Here is a 680-nt window from a genome sequence, read left to right on the forward strand (position 1 = left end):
GTTTACCGTTGTTCAATGCTCAAATACCCAAAACGATGACCCATTTATATTGGGTGAAAAATCCGAGGCATTAATATGGTACGGATATGATGAGCAACCGGACAATACCAAAGTTATTGTGACAGTCAGAGATAGGTATGGAAGAAAGCTACTAAGTGGAGAGCAATCGGTGAGTGAACTTCGCCGTAAGGGGTGGCGTTATCAAGGTATATTCCTTGATTTGAAAGCGAAAAATCCTTACTCACAGAAAGAAAAGAGTTTCATAGAAAAACAAAATCTAGAGACTAGGTATGAGCTTCACTCTAATTCTATTCTACTACCAACGGCATCATGAATAGCCATTAGGCTCACTGCGAGACATAAATTTGTTGCGCTGACCTCGTCCAAAAATGAGCGATGCTGAACACAGGTACTTAACACAACAAACGCCCCTCCTATCTCTAGGAAGGGCGTTTTTCTTTTGTTTAAATTATCGATTACCTTTCACGCACGTAAGTCGTTTGAACCAAGGTATCTAGCACCGCTTCGCTCTTGGTCACTTTAAAATGGAGTGGTTGTAGCAAATCACCAAACAAAGGTGCGCCGCCGCCAAGTAGGATAGGGAAGCGCGTGATCACCATTTCATCGATAAGATCTTCTTTGAGGAAGTTTTGAATCGTCACGCCGCCGTCGATGTAAAG

The 680-nt window shown here is 42.5% G+C and carries 1 protein-coding gene and 1 pseudogene; one reads left to right on the forward strand and one right to left on the reverse strand.

Annotation, left to right across the window (positions count from 1 at the left end):
• Nucleotides 1-334, forward strand: a pseudogene (locus R8N47_RS25530) (hypothetical protein); the annotation flags it as partial.
• A gap of 142 nt (nucleotides 335-476) precedes the next feature.
• Here the strand turns inward: R8N47_RS25530 and R8N47_RS25535 are convergent.
• A partial coding sequence (locus R8N47_RS25535) for a dihydrofolate reductase family protein (protein WP_318186143.1) occupies nucleotides 477-680 on the reverse strand: 204 nt, incomplete at its 5' end.

This window comes from Vibrio sp. 2132-1 (assembly GCF_033344315.1).